The 16,908-nt window shown below is 42.0% G+C and carries 19 protein-coding genes; all 19 read left to right on the top strand.

Features of this window, described 5'->3' with window-relative positions:
• Window positions 1-23: 23 nt before the first annotated feature.
• The 19 genes from MKX38_RS18035 (at window position 24) to minJ (ending at window position 16,877) form a co-directional block, all read left to right on the top strand.
• Window positions 24-599: a DUF6470 family protein gene (locus MKX38_RS18035; RefSeq protein ID WP_003243053.1), complete on the top strand. Its 576-nt coding sequence runs from the start codon at window positions 24-26 to the stop codon at window positions 597-599.
• A gap of 20 nt (window positions 600-619) precedes the next feature.
• A complete protein-coding gene (gene fliW / locus MKX38_RS18030; protein WP_003228007.1) occupies window positions 620-1,051 on the top strand; it encodes a flagellar assembly protein FliW in 432 nt (143 codons plus the stop codon).
• Window positions 1,045-1,269, top strand: a complete 225-nt coding sequence (csrA, locus tag MKX38_RS18025; protein ID WP_003219727.1) for a carbon storage regulator CsrA — start codon at window positions 1,045-1,047, stop codon at window positions 1,267-1,269. Before fliW ends, csrA begins: the two co-directional genes overlap by 7 nt.
• A 144-nt stretch (window positions 1,270-1,413) precedes the next feature.
• The gene (hag, locus tag MKX38_RS18020; protein WP_339187933.1) at window positions 1,414-2,235 is read left to right on the top strand and encodes a flagellin Hag; all 822 of its coding nucleotides are present in this window, start codon (window positions 1,414-1,416) and stop codon (window positions 2,233-2,235) included.
• A gap of 233 nt (window positions 2,236-2,468) precedes the next feature.
• On the top strand, window positions 2,469-2,798 hold the full coding sequence (gene flaG, locus MKX38_RS18015; protein ID WP_029318316.1) for a flagellar protein FlaG: 330 nt from the start codon (window positions 2,469-2,471) through the stop codon (window positions 2,796-2,798).
• A gap of 17 nt (window positions 2,799-2,815) precedes the next feature.
• Entirely contained in the window at window positions 2,816-4,312 is a 1,497-nt protein-coding gene (locus MKX38_RS18010; RefSeq protein ID WP_029318317.1) for a flagellar hook-associated protein 2, read from the top strand.
• A 21-nt stretch (window positions 4,313-4,333) separates the two neighbouring features.
• On the top strand, window positions 4,334-4,735 hold the full coding sequence (fliS, locus tag MKX38_RS18005; protein WP_003243747.1) for a flagellar export chaperone FliS: 402 nt from the start codon (window positions 4,334-4,336) through the stop codon (window positions 4,733-4,735).
• Window positions 4,732-5,073 (top strand): flagella biosynthesis regulatory protein FliT, encoded by a 342-nt coding sequence (gene fliT, locus MKX38_RS18000; RefSeq protein WP_339187932.1) that lies wholly within the window; start codon window positions 4,732-4,734, stop codon window positions 5,071-5,073. Before fliS ends, fliT begins: the two co-directional genes overlap by 4 nt.
• A gap of 9 nt (window positions 5,074-5,082) precedes the next feature.
• Complete coding sequence (locus tag MKX38_RS17995) at window positions 5,083-5,460, top strand: hypothetical protein (protein ID WP_101172230.1); 378 nt, start codon at window positions 5,083-5,085, stop codon at window positions 5,458-5,460.
• Between the two features lie 190 nt (window positions 5,461-5,650).
• Window positions 5,651-6,220 (top strand): ribosome hibernation promotion factor, encoded by a 570-nt coding sequence (hpf, locus tag MKX38_RS17990; RefSeq protein WP_003228031.1) that lies wholly within the window; start codon window positions 5,651-5,653, stop codon window positions 6,218-6,220.
• Window positions 6,221-6,387: 167 nt separating this feature from the next.
• Window positions 6,388-8,913 (top strand): preprotein translocase subunit SecA, encoded by a 2,526-nt coding sequence (gene secA, locus MKX38_RS17985; RefSeq protein ID WP_024571530.1) that lies wholly within the window; start codon window positions 6,388-6,390, stop codon window positions 8,911-8,913.
• A 69-nt stretch (window positions 8,914-8,982) separates the two neighbouring features.
• Window positions 8,983-10,084, top strand: a protein-coding gene (gene prfB, locus MKX38_RS17980) for a peptide chain release factor 2 (protein WP_010886623.1) whose coding sequence is annotated in 2 segments (ribosomal slippage) — window positions 8,983-9,054 and window positions 9,056-10,084 — 1,101 coding nt in all. Because the reading frame shifts where the segments join, the coding sequence is not laid out codon by codon here.
• A 166-nt stretch (window positions 10,085-10,250) separates the two neighbouring features.
• Window positions 10,251-11,096, top strand: coding sequence for a YitT family protein (locus MKX38_RS17975; RefSeq protein ID WP_003242677.1), 846 nt, complete (start codon window positions 10,251-10,253; stop codon window positions 11,094-11,096).
• A gap of 48 nt (window positions 11,097-11,144) precedes the next feature.
• A complete protein-coding gene (gene cccB, locus MKX38_RS17970) occupies window positions 11,145-11,483 on the top strand; it encodes a cytochrome c551 (RefSeq protein WP_003242725.1) in 339 nt (112 codons plus the stop codon).
• Between the two features lie 233 nt (window positions 11,484-11,716).
• Entirely contained in the window at window positions 11,717-12,403 is a 687-nt protein-coding gene (gene ftsE / locus MKX38_RS17965; RefSeq protein WP_003228039.1) for a cell division ATP-binding protein FtsE, read from the top strand.
• Window positions 12,396-13,286, top strand: a complete 891-nt coding sequence (gene ftsX / locus MKX38_RS17960; RefSeq protein ID WP_009968247.1) for a permease-like cell division protein FtsX — start codon at window positions 12,396-12,398, stop codon at window positions 13,284-13,286. Before ftsE ends, ftsX begins: the two co-directional genes overlap by 8 nt.
• 139 nt (window positions 13,287-13,425) lie before the next feature.
• Window positions 13,426-14,868, top strand: a complete 1,443-nt coding sequence (gene ctpB / locus MKX38_RS17955; protein WP_003228041.1) for a carboxy-terminal processing protease CtpB — start codon at window positions 13,426-13,428, stop codon at window positions 14,866-14,868.
• A gap of 383 nt (window positions 14,869-15,251) precedes the next feature.
• Complete coding sequence (gene swrA / locus MKX38_RS17950; RefSeq protein ID WP_015251121.1) at window positions 15,252-15,605, top strand: swarming motility protein SwrAA; 354 nt, start codon at window positions 15,252-15,254, stop codon at window positions 15,603-15,605.
• Window positions 15,606-15,683: 78 nt separating this feature from the next.
• The gene (gene minJ, locus MKX38_RS17945; protein WP_003242631.1) at window positions 15,684-16,877 is read left to right on the top strand and encodes a cell division topological determinant MinJ; all 1,194 of its coding nucleotides are present in this window, start codon (window positions 15,684-15,686) and stop codon (window positions 16,875-16,877) included.
• Window positions 16,878-16,908 lie beyond the last annotated feature (31 nt).

Below are 16,908 nucleotides of genomic sequence, written 5' to 3'. Positions count from 1 at the left end.
TTTATAGTTCAGGAGGTAGAGTGATGCAGATTCCCAGATTGATTATGCATAGTGTTCAAGGAAAAATTGGTTTAACAACGACGCCTGCCAGCTTAAAAATGGAGCAGCCTCAAGCTGATCTAGAGATCGAACAGCCGAGTGCGGAAATGGAAATATCGGTGACACCTGGAAAACTCACGATTGACCAGACACAAGCATGGGAAGAATTAGACAGAAAGCATGTTTTCAAGAGAATTGAAGAAGCCGCCCAACAAGGGCATGAGGATGTAATGGAGGGAATAGCACGCACTGCAGAAGAAGGCGACGAGCTTATGAAGATTGAAAATAAGGGGAACCCAATCGCTTCACAAGCAAGGAGGAACTCTGAAATGCACCAAATTCAATTAGGCGAAAATTATGCTCCTTCTCTTTCGAGGGTGAAAATACAATATACTCCGTCACAGCTTGATGTGCAGATTACGCCGCGAAAGCCTGTTATTCAGGCTGAGCCGCATAAGCCAATTGTTGAATATACGCCAGGAAATGTTAAGGTTGACATGCTTCAATACCCTGATTTAAATATAGATGTAGAATACCCGAAAGAATCACCCGAAAAGTAAAAAGAAAAGGATCGTGAACAATGATCATTCATACGAAGTACCATGGCCAAATGAACATAAAAGAAGAACAAATCATTCTTTTTGAAAGCGGGATTCCAGGCTTTTTAGAAGAAAAACAGTTCGTCATACTTCCGCTTTCAGAAGACTCTCCATTCGTGGCACTGCAGTCCGTCACTTCAGAAAATCTTGCGTTTATCGTCGTAAGTCCGTTTATCTTTTTTAAGAATTATGAATTTGATCTTGATGAATCAACTGCTGAACTTTTGGATATCGATAATATTCAAGACGTAGAAGTCATGACAATATTGACTATGGCAGAGCCATTTGAAAAGTCTACTGCGAATTTATTGGCTCCCATTATTGTGAATCGCAAGAACATGATGGCTAAGCAAGTCGTTTTACACGACTCCTCATATACGACAAAGCATCCGATTGGAGGAGAATCATGCTAGTTTTATCGCGGAAAATAAACGAAGCGATTCAAATAGGTGCTGATATTGAAGTAAAAGTGATTGCGGTTGAAGGGGATCAAGTGAAGCTTGGAATTGACGCCCCAAAGCATATTGATATTCACAGGAAAGAAATTTACTTGACCATTCAGGAAGAAAATAACCGTGCAGCAGCGTTATCCAGCGATGTGATCTCCGCATTATCCTCACAAAAAAAGTGAGGATTTTTTTATTTTTGTATTAACAAAATCAGAGACAATCCGATATTAATGATGTAGCCGGGAGGAGGCGCAAAAGACTCAGCCAGTTACAAAATAAGGGCACAAGGACGTGCCTTAACAACATATTCAGGGAGGAACAAAACAATGAGAATTAACCACAATATTGCAGCGCTTAACACACTGAACCGTTTGTCTTCAAACAACAGTGCGAGCCAAAAGAACATGGAGAAACTTTCTTCAGGTCTTCGCATCAACCGTGCGGGAGATGACGCAGCAGGTCTTGCGATCTCTGAAAAAATGAGAGGACAAATCAGAGGTCTTGATATGGCTTCTAAAAACTCTCAAGACGGAATCTCTCTTATCCAAACAGCTGAGGGTGCATTGACTGAAACTCATGCCATCCTTCAACGTATGCGTGAACTTACTGTTCAAGCTGGTAACACAGGTACACAGCAACCTGAAGATTTAACTGCAATTAAAGATGAAATGGATGCTTTAACTGAAGAGATCGATGGTATCTCTCAACGTACTGAATTTAACGGAAAAAAACTTTTAGACGGTAGTGTAACAGCAGGATTTACATTCCAAATTGGTGCAAATGCTACCCAAAATATTAATGTTACAATTGGCAACATGGATGCAACAACTTTAGGAGTAAAAGGGATCGATGTTTCATCAGCTACTTTTAGTTTTGACACTGAGATCGCGAAAATCGATACTGCAATTACTAGCGTTTCAAGCCAACGTTCAAAACTTGGTGCGGTACAAAACCGCTTAGAGCACACAATTAACAACCTTAGTGCTTCTTCTGAAAATTTAACAGCTGCTGAGTCTCGTATCCGTGACGTTGACATGGCGAAAGAAATGAGCGAGTTCACAAAGAACAACATTCTTTCTCAAGCTTCTCAAGCAATGCTTGCTCAAGCGAACCAACAGCCGCAAAACGTGCTTCAATTGTTACGTTAATTTTAGAGAGGACCTTGGCGTTGCCAAGGTCTTTTATTTATATTTCTAACTCCGAATCATTCCACTTGCTGTTATTAAATCATGATATAATAACCGGATTCTCCACTTACTTTTTATAAACGTATTTCCAAACTAAGAAATCTAAAACGGATGAGATTTTTTCCAAAAATATGTGTAATCTTATCTCGATTTAGTCGATATAAACGATAGATTGGGGCATAGGGGATGATCAATTGAACATTGAAAGGCTCACTACGTTACAACCTGTTTGGGATCGTTATGATACTCAAATACATAATCAGAAAGATCATGAGAGTGAGGTTCCTGTTCATCAAGTTTCATATACCGACCTTGCTGAAATGGTAGAGGGAATGAACAAGTTTTTGGAACCTTCGCAAGTTCATCTGAAGTTTGAGCTCCATGAGAAGTTAAATGAATACTATGTAAAAGTAATAGAGGACTCTACAAATGAAGTGATCCGTGAAATTCCGCCAAGGCGGTGGCTAGATTTTTATGCAGCTATGACTGAATTTCTTGGGTTATTTGTAGATGAAAAAAAGTAGATTAGGAGTGGTTTGAAATGGTCACGAGAATAACAGGTCTGGCGTCAGGAATGGATATAGATGATATTGTATCAAAGCTGATGCAGACAGAAAGAGCACCGCTTAATAAGCTAACACAAAAAAAGCAGACTCTTGAATGGCAGCGTGATAGCTATCGTGAAGTAAACTCGAAAATAAAAGAATTCCAAGATTATATGTCTAATAATAAGCTGACATATCCGAGTACGTTTCAGAGTAAAACCGTATCAAGCTCAAACGAATCTGTGTTAACTGCTACAGGAACTGCAAGTGCAGCAAACTCTTCATCTACTATTGAAGTAGCAAGTTTGGCAACTGCTGCGACATATAAGGCAAACAATTATACAGGATACACACAGGGCGATTATAATTTGGCATTTAACGTTGTTGCGCCTGGTGAGACAGCCGCAAAAACAGTGAACATTAGTGTGACGAGCGCTGATACGATTGATAATGTGATTTCTAAACTTAACAGCTCAGATCTAGGAGTATCAGCTTTTAAAGATAAAATTTGGAATGGTACAGAGTATGTGGAAACCATTGCGTTTTCTTCTAAAGCAACAGGTGCAGGAGGCAGTATACAAGCAGCAGACTCTGCTACAGCAGATTTTATGTCTGGCCAGCTAGGTTTTTCTTTGGACACTGATAATAAGATTACTGCTTACAAAGAAGGAACGAATGCAAAAGTCACCATCAACGGCTTTGAAATGGAGAAGCTGTCAAACAACTTCACAGTGAATGGCGTTACTTATTCGATCAAAAATACAACTGCAGCCACAGGCCCTGTTACCACATCTGTATCTACTGATGTTGACGGGATTTACAACCAAATTAAAGAGTTTGTGAATAAATACAATGAACTGGTAGACAGCCTGAATGAAAAGTTGAAAGAAGAAAAATACAGAGACTATGCGCCGCTGACGAGTGAACAAAAAGAAGCCATGTCCGATAAAGAGATAGAACTCTGGGAAGAGAAGGCAAAAAGCGGTTTGCTGAAAAATGATACCAGCATAAGCACTGGTACGAATCAAATGCGGACTGATTTTTATTCTCAAGTTAGTGCGGATGGAAAAACCTATCAATTAACTGAATTTGGCATCACAACGTCTGGTGCTTACCAAATGCGAGGACATCTAGAAATTAATGAAGACAAACTGAAAGCTAAAATACAAGAAGATCCGCAAAGTGTTGCCGCCTTATTTACAAGCGGGTCGAACAGCAGTGCTTATAGTGATAAAGGGATTATGAAACGTATCGGTGACACACTGAAAAGTACGGTGAAAAGCATTGAAGCAAAAGCCGGTAACTCGACAATGGGAACCAATGACTACTCAATCGGTAAAAATTTAAACACGATCAGCACTGATATCACCAAAATGCAGGACCGGTTGACCACAATAGAAAACCGCTATTATACAAAATTCAGTGCAATGGATTCTGCGATTCAAAAAATGAACGAACAATCGTCCTATTTATCACAGCTTCTAGCACAATAAATGTAATTTGGAGGATGACACATGGCGATCCAAAATCCTTATACAGCCTATCAGCAAAATTCAGTGAATACGGCTACACCCGGTGAGCTGACGCTTATGCTGTATAATGGCTGTTTGAAATTTATAAGACTTGCCGCTCAGGCCATTGAGAATGATGATATGGAACGTAAAAATGAAAATCTGATTAAAGCGCAAAATATTATTCAGGAATTAAATTTTACACTTAACCGTAACATAGAGCTTTCCGCTTCTATGGGTGCGATGTACGATTATATGTATCGCAGATTGGTACAGGCAAATATCAAAAATGATACGGGCATGCTGGCTGAGGTTGAAGGTTATGTAACAGATTTTCGCGATGCTTGGAAACAAGCCATTCAAAGTGAGCGGAAGGACCGGCACGGATCAGGCGGGATCGCATGAATAATATAGATCAACTATACACTGAGACGAAGAGTATGCTGTCACACATACAAAATACGCCGGAAAGCGATGAACTTTTAAAGCAAATTGAAGACTTTGTGGCTACACGGTCTGAACGGATTCAGGAGATATCTCTGCCGCTTTTAGAAGAAGAGCGAAAGCAGATGAAACTTATTTTGACATGGGATCAGCTGATTGTGAAGGAAATGGAAAGACTGAAGCAGTCAATCGCAACAGAACTTCAGCAGATGAAAAGAAAACGTGTGATGCATACGACGTATTTAAACCCTTATAACAACATTACGATTGACGGCACATATTATGACAAGCGTAAATAGGTGAGTGCCTTGAAGAGCATTGAAGATTATACGCTTTTATCAGCTTATTATCATCTTCTTTTTACCATCGAAGAGGGGTTGTGTTATTTGATAGAGGCTGAAGAGAATTTATCAAAAACAGAAGGGGATCGGATCTACCAAGATCTGATCCAAGCCTTTTTTTATTTGGATTCAACACATTCAACACTTCTCTTCATTATGGATTCGCGGTGTGCTGAAATTTGTGTGAAAGCATTTGACCAAATTTTTGCGGAGTTTGATCAATTGGTCTCTTACTCTTTTCCCTCTCATGAGTTCTGTGAGTATTTAAAGGAACATTTTCTGATTCATTATAGAAAATGGATGCTGTCTATTCATCAATGTATGGAACCCTTTTTAATCAATTAGGCGTGTGTGAGGTATTTGTTTCGTTCAATCAGCATATACATATACCTCCGAACCGCCAATAACAGAGCAAATACAAACAAAATTCGACAAAGTTCACTGAATTTTCACAAAAGATTTATGTTTCAGCAGGAATTGTAAAGGGTAAAAGAGAAATAGATACATATCCTTAATAAAAGGGAGGCGTTCTTTGATGAACTATAACATCAGAGGAGAAAATATTGAAGTGACACCCGCGTTAAAGGATCATGTCGAGAGGAAGATCGGCAAGCTGGAGCGCTATTTTGACCATAGCGTGGATGCTGATGTGAACGTCAACTTGAAGTTTTACAATGACAAGGAGTCTAAGGTTGAGGTTACGATTCCGATGACAGATCTGGCGCTTCGGTCCGAGGTGCATAACGAGGATATGTACAACGCAATTGATCTCGCAACAAACAAACTGGAACGTCAAATCCGTAAGCATAAAACGAAAGTAAACCGTAAATTCCGTGAGCAGGGCTCTCCAAAATATTTATTGGCAAACGGCCTTGGCTCTGATACAGATATTGCGGTTCAGGATGACATAGAAGAGGAGGAGAGCTTGGACATTGTCCGTCAGAAACGCTTTAATTTAAAGCCAATGGATAGTGAAGAAGCGATCTTGCAAATGAATATGCTTGGCCATAATTTCTTTGTTTTCACAAATGCGGAAACAAACCTTACAAATGTCGTGTACCGCAGAAATGACGGGAAATATGGCTTAATTGAACCGACTGAATAATGAAAAGAAGCCTTCCGTGATGTCCGCGGAAGGTTTTTGTTTTTCTTATTTGCAAATTCTTTGGAAATAACAAAAGGTATGATATGATAATGAGAGGTATACATGGACTAGTAAATTATTTATACATGCCTTTAAAATAGGCATGTGATGATAGAGGAGCGTTATAAATGCTTGGAATTTTAAATAAAATGTTTGATCCAACAAAACGTACGCTGAATAGATACGAAAAAATTGCTAACGATATTGATGCGATTCGCGGAGACTATGAAAATCTCTCTGACGACGCGTTGAAACATAAAACAATTGAATTTAAAGAGCGCCTTGAAAAAGGGGCGACAACGGATGATCTTCTTGTTGAAGCTTTCGCTGTTGTTCGAGAAGCTTCACGCCGCGTAACAGGCATGTTTCCGTTTAAAGTCCAGCTCATGGGGGGCGTGGCGCTTCATGACGGAAATATCGCGGAAATGAAAACAGGGGAAGGGAAAACATTAACGTCTACTCTGCCTGTTTATTTAAATGCGTTAACAGGTAAAGGCGTACACATCGTGACTGTCAACGAATACTTGGCAAGCCGTGACGCTGAGCAGATGGGGAAAATTTTCGAGTTTCTCGGTTTGACTGTCGGCTTGAATTTAAACTCAATGTCAAAAGACGAAAAACGGGAAGCTTATGCCGCTGATATTACTTACTCCACAAACAACGAGCTTGGCTTCGACTATTTGCGTGACAATATGGTTCTTTATAAAGAGCAGATGGTTCAGCGCCCGCTTCATTTTGCGGTAATAGATGAAGTTGACTCTATTTTAATTGATGAAGCGAGAACACCGCTTATCATTTCTGGACAAGCTGCAAAATCCACTAAGCTGTACGTACAGGCAAATGCTTTTGTCCGCACGTTAAAAGCGGAGAAGGATTACACGTACGATATCAAAACAAAAGCTGTACAGCTTACTGAAGAAGGAATGACGAAGGCGGAAAAAGCGTTCGGCATCGATAACCTCTTTGATGTGAAGCATGTCGCGCTCAACCACCATATCAACCAGGCCTTAAAAGCTCACGTTGCGATGCAAAAGGACGTTGACTATGTAGTGGAAGACGGACAGGTTGTTATTGTTGACTCCTTCACGGGACGTCTGATGAAAGGCCGCCGCTACAGTGAGGGGCTTCACCAAGCGATTGAAGCAAAGGAAGGGCTTGAGATTCAAAACGAAAGCATGACCTTGGCGACGATTACGTTCCAAAACTACTTCCGAATGTACGAAAAACTTGCCGGTATGACGGGTACAGCTAAGACAGAGGAAGAAGAATTCCGCAACATCTACAACATGCAGGTTGTCACGATCCCTACCAACAGGCCTGTTGTCCGTGATGACCGTCCGGATTTAATTTACCGCACGATGGAAGGAAAGTTTAAGGCAGTTGCGGAGGATGTCGCACAGCGTTACATGACGGGACAGCCTGTCCTAGTCGGTACGGTTGCCGTTGAAACATCTGAATTGATTTCTAAGCTGCTTAAAAACAAAGGAATTCCGCATCAAGTGTTAAATGCCAAAAACCATGAACGTGAAGCGCAGATCATTGAAGAGGCCGGCCAAAAAGGCGCAGTTACGATTGCGACTAACATGGCGGGGCGCGGAACGGACATTAAGCTTGGCGAAGGTGTAAAAGAGCTTGGCGGACTCGCTGTAGTCGGAACAGAACGACATGAATCACGCCGGATTGACAATCAGCTTCGAGGTCGTTCCGGACGTCAGGGAGACCCAGGGATCACTCAATTTTATCTTTCTATGGAAGATGAATTGATGCGCAGATTCGGAGCTGAGCGGACAATGGCGATGCTGGACCGCTTCGGCATGGACGACTCTACTCCAATCCAAAGCAAAATGGTATCTCGCGCGGTTGAATCGTCTCAAAAACGCGTCGAAGGCAATAACTTCGATTCGCGTAAACAGCTTCTGCAATATGATGATGTTCTCCGCCAGCAGCGTGAGGTCATTTATAAGCAGCGCTTTGAAGTCATTGACTCTGAAAACCTGCGTGAAATCGTTGAAAATATGATCAAGTCTTCTCTCGAACGCGCAATTGCAGCCTATACGCCAAGAGAAGAGCTTCCTGAGGAGTGGAAGCTTGACGGTCTAGTTGATCTTATCAACACAACTTATCTTGATGAAGGTGCACTTGAGAAGAGCGATATCTTCGGCAAAGAACCGGATGAAATGCTTGAGCTCATTATGGATCGCATCATCACAAAATATAATGAGAAGGAAGAGCAATTCGGCAAAGAGCAAATGCGCGAATTCGAAAAAGTTATCGTTCTTCGTGCCGTTGATTCTAAATGGATGGATCATATTGATGCGATGGATCAGCTCCGCCAAGGGATTCACCTTCGTGCTTACGCGCAGACGAACCCGCTTCGTGAGTATCAAATGGAAGGTTTTGCGATGTTTGAGCATATGATTGAATCAATTGAGGACGAAGTCGCAAAATTTGTGATGAAAGCTGAGATTGAAAACAATCTGGAGCGTGAAGAGGTTGTACAAGGTCAAACAACAGCTCATCAGCCGCAAGAAGGCGACGATAACAAAAAAGCAAAGAAAGCACCGGTTCGCAAAGTGGTTGATATCGGACGAAATGCCCCATGCCACTGCGGAAGCGGGAAAAAATATAAAAATTGCTGCGGCCGTACTGAATAGTTCGCCCCGGCAAGTTTACCGACCGCGGCGCCTGCAGGCGCCTGTGGATCTTTTAATGAGGTGAATGAAATGGAATTATCAGAAATTAGAGCAGAGCTCGAAAATATGGCTTCTCGTTTAGCGGACTTTAGGGGGTCTCTTTGACCTCGAATCAAAGGAGGCCCGCATTGCTGAGCTAGATGAACAAATGGCTGATCCGGAATTCTGGAATGATCAGCAAAAAGCTCAAACGGTTATAAATGAAGCAAACGGTTTAAAGGATTATGTCAATTCGTATAAAAAATTGAATGAATCCCACGAAGAATTACAAATGACTCATGATCTTTTGAAAGAAGAGCCGGACACTGATCTCCAGCTTGAGCTTGAAAAAGAACTAAAATCATTAACAAAAGAGTTCAATGAGTTTGAGCTTCAGCTTCTTCTCAGCGAGCCGTATGATAAAAATAACGCGATTTTAGAACTGCACCCTGGTGCTGGCGGTACAGAGTCACAGGACTGGGGCTCTATGCTTCTTAGAATGTATACAAGATGGGGAGAGCGCCGCGGCTTTAAAGTAGAAACACTCGATTACCTTCCAGGTGACGAGGCGGGAATCAAGTCAGTGACATTGCTCATCAAAGGACACAACGCTTACGGGTATCTCAAAGCAGAAAAAGGTGTCCATCGTCTTGTGCGGATCTCACCATTTGACTCATCAGGCCGCCGCCACACATCTTTCGTTTCATGTGAAGTCATGCCTGAATTTAACGATGAAATTGATATTGATATTCGTACGGAGGATATTAAAGTTGACACGTACCGTGCAAGCGGCGCGGGCGGACAGCACGTCAATACGACGGATTCAGCCGTTCGGATTACTCACTTGCCGACGAACGTAGTTGTGACATGCCAAACGGAGCGCTCACAAATTAAAAACCGTGAAAGAGCCATGAAAATGCTGAAGGCCAAGCTGTATCAGCGCAGAATTGAAGAGCAGCAGGCAGAGCTGGATGAAATTCGCGGTGAACAAAAAGAAATCGGCTGGGGCAGCCAAATCCGTTCTTATGTATTCCATCCGTATTCCATGGTAAAAGACCATCGGACCAATACAGAAATGGGGAACGTTCAAGCTGTAATGGATGGTGACATTGATACGTTTATTGATGCCTACCTGCGTTCTAAGCTTTCATAAGCTGAAAAAACACACCTGATGCATACGGGTGTGTTTTTTTATTTCTTATATCCTTGATTTCACTGCTGCTTTAGCATATTACCACTGTATTTGGGTGTTATTTACATCTAATCAGGGAAGGATTAAAATGCTATCGGAGAGCATTGGAAGAAACGGAGGATATATGATGGACGTACGGAATAAAACATTGTGGATTTTGCGGGATTATGTATACATATTGATAGGAGCAGCGATTACGGCCGTGTCCTTTAATGTATTTTTGCTTCCGAACAAGATTGCCGCCGGCGGTGTCAGCGGGATCAGTACGATTTTACAATCATATGGTTTTGAAGCAGCGTATGTACAGTGGATTATTAATATCCCTTTATTTATTGCTGGCGTCATTTTGCTCGGCGGGAAATTTGGACTAAAGACGCTTGCAGGTTCTGTGTTTTTGCCGCTAGTAGTGTTTCTGACAAGGGATATTCAGCCCGCCACTCATCATGAACTCCTGGCGGCGATTTTTGGCGGTGTCGGGATAGGTATCGGAATTGGTATTGTGTACTTAGGGAAAGGTTCGACGGGAGGTACAGCCTTGGCTGCACAGATCATTCATAAGTACTCCGGTCTGTCATTGGGGAAGTGTCTCGCCATCATTGACGGAATGATCGTTGTTACGGCTATGATTGTATTTAATATTGAGCAAGGCTTATATGCCATGCTTGGCGTCTATGTGTCCAGCAAAACCATTGATGTTGTGCAAGTCGGCTTTAATCGTTCAAAAATGGCGCTCATCATTACAAAGCAGGAGCAGGCTGTCAAGGAGGCTGTCTTACAGAAGATTGACAGAGGCGTGACAAAAATTTCTGCAGTCGGCGGATATACTGACGATGACCGTCCGATTTTAATGTGCGTGGTTGGGCAAACTGAATTCACCAAATTGAAACAAATCGTCAAACAGATTGATGAGTCAGCTTTTGTAATTGTAGCAGACGCGAGCGAGGTGCTGGGCGAGGGTTTCAAACGCGCTTAAACGAGGTTATAATATGGAAGAGATCGTAAAGGAGTTGTGCTTCTCAACATGAAATCAAAGTTATCGATACTAATGATTGGATTTGCGCTTTCTGTTCTGTTGGCTGCCTGCGGATCAAACGATGCAAAAGAAGAGAAGACAGACACTGGCAGCAAGACGGAAGCCACTGCATCTGAAGGGGAAGAATTATATCAGCAAAGCTGCGTAGGCTGCCACGGCAAGGATTTAGAAGGTGTGTCAGGGCCTAATCTCCAAGAGGTCGGAGGCAAATACGATGAACACAAAATTGAAAGCATTATTAAAAACGGCCGCGGCAATATGCCAAAGGGGCTTGTAGATGATAACGAAGCCGCTGTTATTGCCAAATGGCTGTCAGAAAAAAAGTAAGATAAAAACATCCTTGCCGAGTGCTGGCAAGGATGTTTTTATGCCTTGACAATATGAATGAAAAGAAACTGTAATAGTATTATGTCTAAATTTGACGTATAATGAAGTGTATTGAAAAAGGGAACTTTCAGATTTTTCATCTTTTTACAAATGAATGGGTCATAAATTGTCGAATGCATTCGAAGAGTATGACCGTGTGATAGATAAAATGATATAAAAGATTAGGTGATTTCATGATAGAGATGAAGGAAGTATATAAAGCCTATCCGAACGGCGTAAAAGCACTCAATGGGATTTCTGTTACCATTCATCCCGGCGAGTTTGTGTATGTTGTTGGTCCGAGCGGAGCAGGTAAATCTACTTTTATTAAAATGATTTACAGAGAAGAAAAACCGACAAAAGGACAAATTTTAATCAATCATAAAGATCTCGCGACAATTAAAGAAAAAGAGATTCCTTTCGTGCGCCGCAAAATAGGTGTTGTCTTTCAGGATTTCAAGCTTCTTCCGAAACTTACTGTTTTTGAAAATGTGGCATTTGCCCTTGAAGTGATTGGAGAACAGCCGTCTGTCATTAAGAAACGGGTGCTTGAAGTGCTTGATCTCGTGCAGCTGAAGCATAAAGCGCGACAATTTCCTGACCAGCTTTCAGGCGGGGAGCAGCAGCGTGTATCTATTGCCAGATCAATTGTGAACAACCCTGATGTTGTCATTGCTGATGAACCGACAGGAAACCTTGATCCGGATACGTCCTGGGAAGTCATGAAGACGCTGGAGGAAATTAACAACCGCGGGACAACAGTCGTGATGGCGACACATAATAAAGAAATCGTAAACACCATGAAGAAACGTGTCATTGCAATCGAAGATGGTATCATTGTGCGTGATGAGTCAAGAGGGGAGTATGGTTCATATGATTAAAATTCTCGGGCGCCACTTGCGTGAGAGTTTTAAATCTCTCGGGAGAAACACATGGATGACATTTGCATCCATTAGTGCTGTAACCGTTACGCTGATTTTAGTCGGCGTGTTTTTAGTGATTATGCTGAATTTGAATAACATGGCCACGAATGCAGAAAAACAAGTCGAAATCAAAGTGCTGATTGATCTGACTGCAGATCAGAAGGCACAGGACAAGCTTCAGAACGATATTAAGGAACTGAAGGGCATTCAGAGTGTCACTTTTTCATCTAAAGAAAAAGAGCTTGACCAGCTGGTTGACAGTTTTGGTGACAGCGGAAAATCCCTGACAATGAAGGATCAGGAAAACCCGCTTAATGATGCGTTTGTCGTCAAAACGACAGATCCGCATGATACGCCGAACGTGGCGAAAAAGATCGAAAAAATGGATCATGTTTATAAAGTCACTTATGGAAAAGAAGAGGTCAGCCGTTTGTTTAAAGTGGTCGGCGTTTCCCGCAACATCGGAATCGCGTTAATTATCGGCCTGGTATTTACGGCGATGTTCTTAATTTCCAACACCATTAAAATTACAATTTTCGCAAGAAGAAAAGAAATTGAAATCATGAAGCTTGTCGGCGCGACAAACTGGTTTATCCGCTGGCCGTTTTTCCTTGAAGGATTGCTGCTAGGCGTATTCGGTTCTGTGATTCCGATTGCACTGGTGCTGAGCACTTACCAATACGTCATCGGATGGGTCGTTCCAAAGGTTCAAGGATCATTTGTCTCTCTTCTTCCTTATAATCCATTTGTATTCCAAGTTTCGCTAGTGCTGATTGCAATCGGCGCAGTAATTGGAGTATGGGGAAGTCTGACTTCCATCCGCAAGTTTCTGCGAGTATAAAGTGAAAAAGCCGTTCCGTTTTCGGGACGGCTTTTCATTTGCCTTCTTTTTCTTCTATGATTACATGAAATCTCCATCCTTTACATATACTATCTCTAGGTTTTGGTAAAGACAGTCTGGCATACAGGAGGAGTAAAGGATGAATCAAAAAATAATGGCTGTGATAGCAGCAGGGAGCATGCTGTTCGGAGGCGCCGGTGTATATGCGGGAATCAACCTGCTTGAGATGGATAAGCCCCAGACTGCAGCAGTTCCCGCGACGGCACAAGCTGACTCTGAACGGGATAAAGCTATGGACAAAATCGAAAAAGCGTATGAGTTAATTTCGAATGAGTACGTAGAAAAAGTAGATAGAGAAAAGCTGCTCGAGGGAGCCATCCAGGGAATGCTGTCTACGCTAAATGATCCTTATTCTGTTTACATGGACAAGCAGACAGCTAAGCAATTTTCTGATTCTCTTGATTCCTCATTTGAAGGCATCGGGGCTGAGGTTGGAATGGAAGACGGCAAAATTATTATTGTTTCTCCATTCAAGAAATCGCCAGCGGAAAAAGCCGGGTTGAAGCCTAATGATGAAATTATCAGCATCAATGGAGAATCGATGGCCGGCAAGGATTTAAACCACGCTGTGTTAAAAATAAGAGGAAAAAAAGGGTCCAGCGTTTCAATGAAGATTCAGCGGCCTGGAACGAAGAAGCAGTTGTCATTCCGGATCAAGAGAGCTGAGATTCCGCTCGAAACGGTTTTTGCATCAGAGAAAAAAGTACAGGGGCATTCTGTCGGATATATTGCCATCTCTACTTTTTCTGAGCACACCGCAGAGGATTTTGCAAAAGCGCTGAGGGAGCTTGAGAAAAAAGAAATAGAAGGACTTGTCATTGATGTACGCGGCAACCCGGGTGGATATCTTCAAAGTGTGGAAGAAATTCTTAAGCATTTCGTTACAAAGGATCAGCCGTATATTCAGATTGCTGAACGCAATGGAGATAAAAAACGTTATTTTTCAACATTGACCCATAAAAAAGCGTACCCTGTCAATGTGATTACGGATAAAGGAAGTGCCTCTGCATCAGAAATTCTTGCCGGCGCATTAAAGGAAGCTGGCCATTATGATGTTGTAGGCGATACGTCTTTTGGAAAGGGAACGGTTCAACAGGCTGTGCCAATGGGGGACGGCAGCAACATCAAATTAACGCTTTACAAGTGGCTGACGCCAAATGGAAACTGGATTCATAAGAAAGGAATTGAACCGACCATTGCGATTAAGCAGCCCGATTATTTTTCCGCCGGGCCCTTACAGCTGAAAGAGCCGCTTAAAGTGGACATGAACAATGAAGACGTCAAGCATGCGCAGGTATTGTTAAAAGGTCTCAGCTTTGATCCGGGACGTGAGGATGGCTATTTCAGCAAAGACATGAAAAAAGCGGTTATGGCTTTTCAGGATCAAAACAAGCTGAATAAAACCGGTGTGATCGACACTCGCACTGCAGAGACATTAAATCAGCAGATAGAAAAGAAAAAATCAGATGAAAAAAATGATTTGCAGCTTCAAACAGCATTGAAATCATTATTTGTCAATTAAAGGAGATGGTATTTCATCTCCTGTTTCTTTGTGCTTAAAGAGATTATGGATCATAAGTCACATAAAAAATGAGTTTTTGACAAGAAATTAAAAAAATTTTCACAAATAAACATTTATAAAGGACTGTTATTACCCGATATCAATATATGAGAGAGACTTTCTAACGAGTTAATATGCATTTAAAATGAAACTTTTGCAAGTTGCCTAGTCTTTGTTTACTTCATACAATATAAGAAGGTTCTAAAAAGAACAGTAATCAGGTTAATGGCAGCTGAACGACAGGTATTTAAAGAGTAACGTTAGCGAGAATGCTTGTTAGCACTCCAGTACTGCTGCTTATACTGGCCCGTGCTTATCTGTATAAAGAAAATGGGGGTTCACAATTGAAGAGGGCAAGTATTGTGCGTGAAAAAAAATATTATGAATTAGTGGAACAATTAAAAGACAGAACACAAGACGTAACATTTTCAGCTACAAAAGCACTAAGTCTTCTTATGCTGTTCAGCAGATATTTGGTCAATTACACCAATGTCGAATCAGTAAATGACATTAATGAGGAATGCGCCAAACATTATTTTAACTACTTAATGAAAAACCATAAGCGATTAGGAATTAATCTGACAGATATAAAAAGGTCGATGCATCTAATCAGCGGGTTATTGGATGTGGATGTAAACCACTATTTAAAGGATTTTTCACTATCGAATGTCACGCTGTGGATGACGCAAGAGAGATAAACTCTCCTGAGGATATCCAAGCCATTTAATATTTGATAGAATATGAGTAACATGTTTGGCTTGAGGCGGTGAGAGATAGTGTCTGTTCAATGGGGAATTGAACTGTTAAAAAGCGCGGGCTTGTTCTTCTTACACCCGCTTTTCTGGTTTTTTATCATCATAACCTTGGCTTTCGGCTATGTAAGAATCAAACGGGAACGAAAAACCTTTCATACAAGAATAGCAGATATTTATGATGATCTGAAATTTACATATACAAAGGGACTGATTCCAGGTCTTCTTTTGTCAGTTATTTTAGGTGGACTCGGAATATCGATTCCTCTCGGTTTACTTGCGATTATTGCTGTTATCACTGCAGCGGCAGCGTTCACTCTTCGCGCAAACTGGATGTCTGCTGCATATATCGTCAGTGTGAGTATGCTGATAGGTTTTGGACTGCAAATATATCAGGCGGAGCCCTTTCTGGAGAGATTTCCGCAAGGATTTGCAGTTGTTTGGCCGGCTGTGGCTGTGTTTCTAGGTTTGCTGATTATCACTGAAGGAGCGGTTGCTTATCGTTCTGCGCATGTGAGAACATCACCGGCACTTGTCGTAAGCAGCCGCGGTTTGCCGATCGGACAGCAGCTGGCAAACCGGGTTTGGCTTTTGCCGCTGTTCCTTCTCGTGCCCGGTAATGGTTTAGAATCGCACCTTAGCTGGTGGCCCGTGTTTACGGTTCCCGGCGGCTCATTCCATTTTCTATGGATTCCTTACTTTGTCGGATTTGGACAAAGGGTACAGGGATCGCTGCCTGAAACGAGTATAAGGATCACAGCGAAACGCGTTTGTATTCTCGGTCTTGCCGTCGCAGTTCTCGGTGCAGCGAGCTTACTGTGGACGCCGCTTGCGGGTGCAGCGGTCTGTACCGCTTTGTTAGGGCGTATTTTTCTGTCCATAAAGCAAAGAGTGAATGATAACGCGGCTCCGTTTTATTTCTCGAAAAGGGATCAGGGCTTAATGGTGCTTGGGATTATCCCCAATACGCCGGCTGAGGATCTGGAATTGAAAATCGGGGAAATCATAACGAAAGTCAATGGCATACCGGTTAAGAACGTTTCTGATTTCTATGAAGCGCTTCAGCATAACCGTGCATATGTAAAGCTTGAAATTATCGGTTTGAATGGAGAAATTCGTTTTGACCAGCGAGCTTCTTATGAAGGAGAACATCATGAATTGGGCATCCTCTTCGTAAAGGATGACCGTGAAGACGAAGCAGTCGCTTCGGGATCATAAAAGGCAGCCCGGCACCGCAGGATGATGCGAT

Origin of the sequence: Bacillus sp. FSL M8-0025 (assembly GCF_037975475.1) — a bacterium.
GTDB lineage: Bacteria > Bacillota > Bacilli > Bacillales > Bacillaceae > Bacillus > Bacillus subtilis.
The sequence above is the reverse complement of the archived record's forward strand: the minus strand, read 5'-3'. Positions and strand labels throughout refer to the sequence as shown.